The sequence below is a fragment of the Pseudomonas sp. PHC1 genome (genome assembly GCF_046487845.1).
Lineage (GTDB): Bacteria > Pseudomonadota > Gammaproteobacteria > Pseudomonadales > Pseudomonadaceae > Aquipseudomonas > Aquipseudomonas sputi.
This window is the reverse complement of the sequence record NZ_JBJXHJ010000044.1, coordinates 1-7,715: the sequence shown is the minus strand read 5'-3', so window position 1 is coordinate 7,715 and position 7,715 is coordinate 1. Positions and strand designations below refer to the sequence as shown.

The following is a 7,715-nucleotide window of genomic DNA, read 5'->3' as shown; positions in this document are numbered from 1 at the left end:
CGGTAGTTCAGTCGGTTAGAATACCGGCCTGTCACGCCGGGGGTCGCGGGTTCGAGTCCCGTCCGCTGCGCCATATTCGGCAATCTGGAATACTGAACGCCAGATCACCACAGAAAGCCCGCCTTGTGCGGGCTTTTTGCTGTCCGGGATTAGGCTTTTGCCGAGCCTGAACATGAGAAAGCGACCAATGACGGTCGCTTTTTTCGTTTCTGGCGCCACTATTGCGCCGAGTTGCGACTGTGGCGGTAGTCGCTGACCGCTTCATACACCGCTTTACGCAGCCGGTTGATCCCGCCAATCGGGCGGTGGGCTTCGATGCCAAACCAGGGATTGAACGACAGGTTGTCGCATTGCAGGTTCAGCGCCGGGGTATCGAAGTCCTGCGGGGGCAGTGTGATTCGCGCCACGGTTTCAAACGGACTGTCCTGCTCGCGCCATTCGATGCTGGTGTCTTCGATTGGCATGTACTTGTTTGCGTCCTGGCGCTGGACCTGCAACACGAAACACGCCGGTATCCGGTCGGTCGACAGCTGTTGATTCAACGCGCTGCGCAGGAAGTTCGGCAGATCCTGGTTCTGTTTCGGCAAGGTATAGGCGGGGCAGCGCTCCGGATCCGGCATCACCCGGAACTTGGCATTGGCCTCGCCGAACTTGTAGGGCGATACCGAAAAGTAAGTCGTACGTGTCGGGCTCTCGGGTGGTAGCGAAAGGGTTGCCAGCGCAATGAACAGGTGCCGAATTTGCCACTGGCGCGGATCCCACCCCGGAAAAAACGCCATGACCTTTTTGCCGTCAGCCTGCGCCGCCACATTCTGACGGTACTCGGCGACATCACTGACAAAGAAGTTCGGGTGACTGAACATCACAAAGTCCTGCTCATTGAGACCCTGACGGTCACCCAGCAACTGCTTGCCCGGCACATCGAGCAGTTTGAGCGCCATGCCCCGGGCATCGCGGATGCTGTCGAATTGCGGATAGGCGTTGCCGTTGGACAGGCGCATCGTCGCTTTCCAGAGCTTGCCTGGTTCGCTGAAGACGCCCTGGCGCAACGCCTGAGCCAGATCCGGTAACACCTGCACATCGGCTTTCACGCAGCCATGGGCCTTGGCATGGGCATCGCGCAGGTAGCGGGTACTTTCGCGATGCTGATCGACGATGCGCACGGCGGTCTGAATCACGTCCTGGGTCATGGCGGCCTCGCCGTCCGGAATCTGCTCCAGTGCCGATACCGGACCACGGTGCTGCCAGGCGAACCAGGCGGCGTTCAAGGCCCAGCCGATCAGGCCGATCACCAGCAGGATCAGCAGGGTTTTGCCCAGTAACCGTCCCAGCCAGAGCCAGAAGCGCGCCAGCATCGAAGGTCTTTTGAAGGAGTTGAAGATCATGGCAGTTGCGCCTCCAGTGGGCCGCCCAGCACTTTCAGGTATTCGAGCAGTGCCCAGCGTTCTTCAGGCAGCAGCAGTCGGCCAATGACGCCGTTGCCGCGCTCGCCGGCGCGAAATTCGTGACCGATGTTGTGGTTGCCGGTCGTGCGGGTATCGAACAGAAAACCGTTGGCGAAGGCTTCGGTGCGATAACCCAGATGGCGCGGATCGTATTCAAAGGTGCCTTTATAGAAGGTGGTGGCGCGCTCGTCCTGAGGCGACAGCAACTGATAGAGGCTCGGCACCGAGCCGTTGTGCAGGAACGGGGCCGTGGCCCATACGCCGGCAAGCGGACGCGCCTTGTACGCGACTTTTTCGCGAACGCCGATTGGCAGGCCGAAGCCGTCGAGTTGTGGTTTCTCGGCAGCAGTGACGCCTGCTTCACGGTACGCACGGTTTTCCACGAAGGCGGTAACGTAAGCCAGTCCCTTGGCCACTGACAGCTGGCTGAGGTCCAACGGCTCCTTGGGTTTGGGATGCAACTTCACGTCCATCCGTTCAAGTTCCGCCGGGTTCCATTGCAGGGCGGTCAGGTCGAAACGGTGATTGGCGATGTTGTTGGCAGCATTCGGGTCGGTGCCGATGACGTCTACCGGGAGCATGTGCAGGTGTTGCACCCAGCGTTCGCCTTCCTGGGTCTGGCGCGGAACATGGCACCCGGCGCAGTTCTCGGCGAACAGGGCTCGGCCCTTGGCCGCCAAGGGTTTGTCGACGACGCCGAGCACCTCTTCAGGCCAGGCCGGCGGTCGCAGTTTTTGCAGGGTTTCTTCGATCTTGTGCAGATCACGCACACGTACGCTGGAGGCATAGCGCTCATCGCCCTGCAGTGGCTGACCGTTGGCGTCGAAGAAATTCAGCGTGGCGCCGACCCCCAGCGCCTCGCCGATATTGCGCGCCATCGGTTGTTGCGCCGAGCCGTTCCATTGCACCCAGTCGAAGGTCCACATGTCCCATAGCTGCGGGTAATCCACCGGGGCGTTGGCCACGCGATAGTTGCTCGGGGAGATCGCGTCGCCGAAGGTCGCGTTGGCAATGCGCCCGAAGGCATCGGTGCGGCCGGGGCCTTCTTCGGTGGGGTAGAGGCCGCGGTGGGTGTCGTTCCAGGCCACTTTGATGAAGGTGTTCAGTGAGCCTTTGAAATCTTTGCGCAATTGTTCGTGGCGCGCGTCGTAGTCGTTGCCCAGCACATGGCGGGCGAAACGTTCGAATTTCCACGGGTTGTAGTAGGTCGAGGTAAGACTGGCGACCAATGCCTGTCCGAAACTGCCACCGCGCAACGTAGGAACGCTGGAAGGCAACACATGCTGGGCCGAGCCGCCGTCGATGCGTATCGCTTGGCCATTGAAGTGCAGTTCTCCGGTGTGGCAGGCCGCACAAGTGATGTCGAGATATTGCTCGGTGCTGCCGGGATTCTGGTGCCGGGCGAAACCCACCGGCAGATTCCCTGGATTGTCCGGCGTGGCTTTTTGCTGCGGATCGATCAGAAAACCGAAGCGCGCGAGGTATTCCGGGGAGGCAAAGCGTTGCTGCGAGAACGGCAGCTCCAGCGCCTCAAACCATTCGTAACGCAAGCCTTTGACCTGCGTTCCCTGTGGGGTGAAGTAGTAGGTCTGGCGCTCTTGCTCAGTCCACTGATCCAGGTAATGCACCTGTTTTGCGGGCGTCGGGAAGGGCAACTTCGGATTGGCGACATAGTAAAGAACCACTGCCAGACCCAGTCCCAGCAGCACCACGATCAGCGTCAACACACGGTATAAGAGGCGCAAGATGAACATCCTTGTCGAGTTGTTGCGCTGTTATGCCTGAGCCAGGCCGTGTGCGGCAAGTGGCCATTACGCCAAGTGTTGTGGGAAGCGGCTTCAATCACTGTCGGTGAAAGATGACAGAAGCTTCATCGTGCCTTGCGTCAAATGCTTTTTAATCCCTGAACTTATCGGAAGATTCCTGCTCTCATGCCGGTAGCCATTGGTCGTGGCGGCCTGATAAGCTCGCGGCTTTACTCGATTGCCCTTTCGGCGCATGAACAAGGAAATAGCATGAAACAGCATCGGTTGGCGGCGGCGGTTGCCCTGGTTAGCCTGGTACTCGCGGGTTGTGATTCGCAGACCAGCGTGGAGCTTAAAACCCCGGCGCAAAAAGCTTCCTACGGTATCGGCCTGAACATGGGCAAGAGCCTTGCTCAGGAAGGCATGGATGACCTGGACTCCAAAGCGGTAGCCCAGGGCATCGAAGATGCCGTCGGCAAGAAAGAACAGAAGCTGAAAGATGAAGAACTGGTCGAAGCTTTCGCCGCGCTGCAAAAGCGTGCCGAAGAGCGTATGGCCAAGATGAGCGAAGAGTCGGCAGCCGCCGGCAAAAAATTCCTCGAAGAGAACGGCAAGAAAGCCGGCGTGACCACCACCGCTTCCGGTCTGCAGTACAAAGTGGTCAAGAAAGCCGACGGCCCACAGCCTAAGCCTACCGATGTCGTGACCGTTCACTACACCGGCAAGCTGACCAACGGCACTGTATTCGACAGCTCCGTCGAGCGTGGCAGCCCGATCGATCTGCCGGTCAGCGGTGTGATCCCGGGTTGGGTCGAAGGTCTGCAACTGATGCACGTTGGCGAGAAGTACGAGCTGTACATCCCTAGCGACCTGGCTTACGGCGCACAATCGCCAAGCCCGGCAATCCCGGCCAACTCGGTTCTGGTTTTCGATCTGGAACTGCTGGGTATCAAGGATCCAGCCAAAGAAGACGCCGCTGCCGCCAAGCAATAAGCATCGGCACCGGTTTCAACAACAACGCCTCGCTTATGCGGGGCGTTGTTGCATCTGGACGATGCTCAGCGTAAACAGACCGAACCGATGCCGGTCATGACAGTCCTAGATGTTAAGGTTGCCCTCACTAGACGTCCGGAGCCGCCAAGTCAATGAAATATTGGGATTTTTTATGTGAGTAAAAAACGCCCGATCTGAGCGCAGCCCTTATGAAACGGGGCTCTCAGCGCTTAAATGAAGCTCTGTTCACAAGGTTATCCACAATTTGTGTGGATAACATTTCAACGGGAGAAATAAATGAAAGCGCCCTGGAATTTCGCCCGATTCCTGCCTTTGGCCGGACGACTGCTGGCTCGAGGCCGCTTGCCGACCTTGTTGTTCGCCGTGGCCAGCAAAGGCGCCGCCCAGGGCAATCGGCTCGGCAAGCTGAAGGACGATTTGCGTCTGTTGCAGGCACTGTGCCTGGCGTACTGGCGCGGCGAATATCGCGCGATCAGCGCCAAGGCAATCGTTTCGGTGGTGGCGGGTCTGATGTACTTCCTCAGTCCGGTGGATGCGATCCCGGATTTCATTCCCATGTTCGGCATGCTCGATGACATCGCCGTCCTCGCCTGGCTGATGAAAACCCTGGACGATGAACTGAATGCTTTCCGCCTGTGGCGTCAGCGCCAGGCGCCGGAAAAGCTCAGAGTGGTCGAGCGTCTGCCCGATACCCCCGAGCAACTTCAGCTCCAGGGGCCGAAAAAGTCCTGAATCGCGACAGCCTCTTATACAGATAGATACCCCCCACGACCTTGGCCGCTGTTAGGATTACACTTCTAGGGAAAAGTGCCGACTCGCTAAGTGTTGTTGTCCTACGGGGTAGTCATGGATATTCAGATAATTGCACGCGATGGCGAACCCGAATATGCGGTTCTGCCATGGGCTCAGTATCAGGCTCTACTGAAAGCAGCAGGCATCAACGAAGCACCGTCGCAACCGGCTCCAGCGCCGCTTGCGGCAATCCCGGACCCGATTCTTCCAGGTCTGGATCAGTTACGCAGTTTGCGCGAAGGGAAGGGCATCGCCATCGAGGCGCTGGCCCGCACGGTAGGCATCAGCCCGTCTTACCTGGCCATGATTGAAAGTGGCGAGCGTCTGCCCGACGCCGCGATTCGCCGCAGCCTGGCCTGGGAGTTGACGGTGCCAGGGTGGAGGGAACAATCGTGAGCGTACGCATCAGTCGTCAACATTGGGACGGATTGCTGGGGGAGCTGGACCAGGCGCGCAGGCAGCGCCATCTTTTGACTTATCGAGCGTTGCTTGAACGCCTGCAACTGCCCACGCCGGCCATGCAGACATTGACCGCGGCACTGGAGCATCTCGCCGCACTGGACGCGAAAGCTGAACAACCGTTGCGCAGTTCGCTGGTGATCAGCCAGGGGGCCAGTCGCCTGCCACGCACCGGTTTCTTTGAATGTGTCGAGCGTCTGGGGCGTTTTTCCGGGCCGTCCGACGGTGTTGCCGCCGCCTCCTGGCATGCCTCGGAAGTGGTGCGGGTCTTCGAGTACGAGTACCCGGAATCGGCGGAGGCCTGAGTGTTTTTACGACTCAAGGCGCGGGCAAGTTACTGGCTGGCCCGTAGGCTGTTTCACTGGTCGTGGTTTGTTCGTCAGCCCCGTGGCTGGCGCTGGCTCGAAGGGCAGTTTGCGCGCATGGCCAACCTGGGCGATGTCGGCGCGCAAAGTTTTTACGGGCACATCCTGACGTTTCGCGGGGTTGGTCTGGGGGCGCGTGAAGAAGGTGTGCGGTTGTTGCGACTGGCGGCCTTGGCCGGTGATTGCAAAGCGGCCTATCAGGTCGGTGTCATCAGTCTGGCCGGTACGCCCAGTAACGCGCCAGATCCTTCGGAAGCCGCTCGCTGGTGGACCCTGGCCGCGCAGGCCGGGCATCCGTTGGCCGAGCTCAAGTTGAAGGAGCTCAAGTTGAAAGAGCTGGCCGGCCGAGACTCATCTCAATGAGCAAATCATCTGTTCCGTGAACGGGGCGTGAGGGAAACCTCCCGCCCCGTTTTTGCGTCTGCTGCTCGATAAAGAGCAGATGCAGACTTCTCCTACATCCTCCGCCTACTCGCCTGACTTCTTTTCTGTTTGATCCCCCGCAAAGTCCCTCGCCTGATTTCTGCGCGAGGGAACGCACATGTTCGACCCGGTTTTTCGTTTCGCCATGCGCATGGGAATGCGCTGATGGATGCCGTCACCCGCATCGAGCAAGAACTCGACAGCTTTCCCCGCACCCTCGATCTCTATCGCGAACAGCTCAAGCACTGGCTCGGTCGCTCGGCAGACCGCGTCAGTCATGAGGTCGACCTGCCTTCGCTGATGGGGATGGAGCGGATCATCCGTTTCGGCGAGCACAGTACGGCGGTCGCGATTGACGACAAGCGTTTCTCTTCTGCGGTCGTGCAATGCCCGGAAAGCGGGTCGATGGAGATCGAGAGCAAGTTCGAGTCGGCATACGACATTCCATTGGGCGACATCGTTGTCGATGTGGTGGCGGTGGAGGGCGGCGCAGTCAAGTCCGTCACCCTTGATGCTCAGGGCAAAGGGGTGTTCACCGGAGAGGCGGGGAAGTTCTATCGGGTGGTGGTGCACGGCGAGGCCAGCGAGAAGCAGGTTGATGCGCTGTTCAAGTCCTACGACGCCCTGACTCGGCAGCTGGATGACTGGCTGCGCAGCGAATGGCAGGGTTTCAAGCCGCAGTGGTCGCAGTCGGTGGCCATAGCAGCGGGGAACGGCATGCTGGCCGGGAGCTGGGCGGCGATCGAGGGAGTGTGGGACAGCATCGGGTTGCTGTCGGAGATTCTCAAGAATCCCGGAAAGTTTGCCGAGCGGTTGGGCAGTGGCGCCGCAGAGCTGATCGTGCTGGCAGAAACCGCGCCTGAAATGATGGAGAAGCTTCAGTTACTGGTCAGTGACGAAGCAGCGCTGTGTTTGTTGCTGCGAACTGCCAGCCTCTGGCTGGAGATGCTGCCACCCAATGAAATTGCCGGGAAAACCGCCGAGGCGGTATCGATGGTGGTGGTGCAACTGCTGATCGATGTGTTGATCGGCGTTGTGTTGACCTTTGTTGGCGCCGGGGCCGGGATTGCGTACCTGACCTTGCGTCTGGCGGATCGTGGCGCTCAGTTGCTGTCAGCGGTGACGCGCCTGGTAAAGGCGATGTTCGGCATCGTCAGTACTTTCATTGGTTATGTGAACCAGTACAAATCCGTCGCCGCTCGGGGTATCGCCGCTGGGGTGAAAAGGGGCCGCATGCAATTGCGCTGGGATGCCCGGCGTAATGCCTCCCTGAAAAAAGACGAGCACCACGACGACACGCCGGATCAGGCGAAGAACCCCAATGGTGACAGCGCCGATTGTGCGCCGAGGACCTGCACCAACGGCTGTCCGGTGTCGATGGTCACCGGCGAAGAGCTGCTGACCCTGACTGACGGCGTGCTCGACGGGCTGCTGCCGTTCGAGTTCACTCGGTTGTACCGCAGCAGTGCCGC

The 7,715-nt window shown here is 59.6% G+C and carries 8 protein-coding genes; 6 read left to right on the top strand and 2 right to left on the bottom strand.

All coding sequences use genetic code 11. The annotated features are described in order from the left end of the window. Nucleotides 1-218: 218 nt before the first annotated feature. Entirely contained in the window at nt 219-1,355 is a 1,137-nt protein-coding gene (locus ACKJSM_RS28520; protein WP_410239523.1) for a catalase family protein, read from the bottom strand. Nucleotides 1,356-1,381: 26 nt separating this feature from the next. Then, the gene (locus tag ACKJSM_RS28515) at nt 1,382-3,190 is read right to left on the bottom strand and encodes a di-heme-cytochrome C peroxidase (RefSeq protein WP_410239522.1); all 1,809 of its coding nucleotides are present in this window, start codon (nt 3,188-3,190) and stop codon (nt 1,382-1,384) included. 270 nt (nt 3,191-3,460) lie between these two features. Between ACKJSM_RS28515 and ACKJSM_RS28510 the strand changes: the two genes are divergently transcribed. From ACKJSM_RS28510 to ACKJSM_RS28485, 6 genes are all read left to right on the top strand, one after another. Further along, the gene (locus ACKJSM_RS28510; protein WP_410239521.1) at nt 3,461-4,183 is read left to right on the top strand and encodes an FKBP-type peptidyl-prolyl cis-trans isomerase; all 723 of its coding nucleotides are present in this window, start codon (nt 3,461-3,463) and stop codon (nt 4,181-4,183) included. Nucleotides 4,184-4,480: 297 nt separating this feature from the next. Next, nucleotides 4,481-4,936, top strand: coding sequence for a YkvA family protein (locus ACKJSM_RS28505; protein WP_007950434.1), 456 nt, complete (start codon nt 4,481-4,483; stop codon nt 4,934-4,936). Nucleotides 4,937-5,050: 114 nt separating this feature from the next. Further along, on the top strand, nt 5,051-5,392 hold the full coding sequence (locus tag ACKJSM_RS28500) for a multiprotein-bridging factor 1 family protein (RefSeq protein WP_410239520.1): 342 nt from the start codon (nt 5,051-5,053) through the stop codon (nt 5,390-5,392). Next, nucleotides 5,389-5,760 (top strand): hypothetical protein, encoded by a 372-nt coding sequence (locus ACKJSM_RS28495; RefSeq protein ID WP_003223109.1) that lies wholly within the window; start codon nt 5,389-5,391, stop codon nt 5,758-5,760. Before ACKJSM_RS28500 ends, ACKJSM_RS28495 begins: the two co-directional genes overlap by 4 nt. Beyond that, entirely contained in the window at nt 5,761-6,183 is a 423-nt protein-coding gene (locus tag ACKJSM_RS28490; RefSeq protein ID WP_410239519.1) for a sel1 repeat family protein, read from the top strand. A gap of 225 nt (nt 6,184-6,408) precedes the next feature. Next, nucleotides 6,409-7,715: DUF6531 domain-containing protein (locus tag ACKJSM_RS28485; protein ID WP_410239518.1), on the top strand; the 1,307-nt coding region annotated here is incomplete at its 3' end.

Coding starts and splice junctions, on each gene's coding strand:
- ACKJSM_RS28520 (WP_410239523.1), bottom strand. CDS start 1,355: ATGCTGGCGCGCTTCTGGCTCTGGCTGGGACGGTTACTGGGCAAAACC.
- ACKJSM_RS28510 (WP_410239521.1), top strand. CDS start 3,461: ATGAAACAGCATCGGTTGGCGGCGGCGGTTGCCCTGGTTAGCCTGGTA.
- ACKJSM_RS28505 (WP_007950434.1), top strand. CDS start 4,481: ATGAAAGCGCCCTGGAATTTCGCCCGATTCCTGCCTTTGGCCGGACGA.
- ACKJSM_RS28500 (WP_410239520.1), top strand. CDS start 5,051: ATGGATATTCAGATAATTGCACGCGATGGCGAACCCGAATATGCGGTT.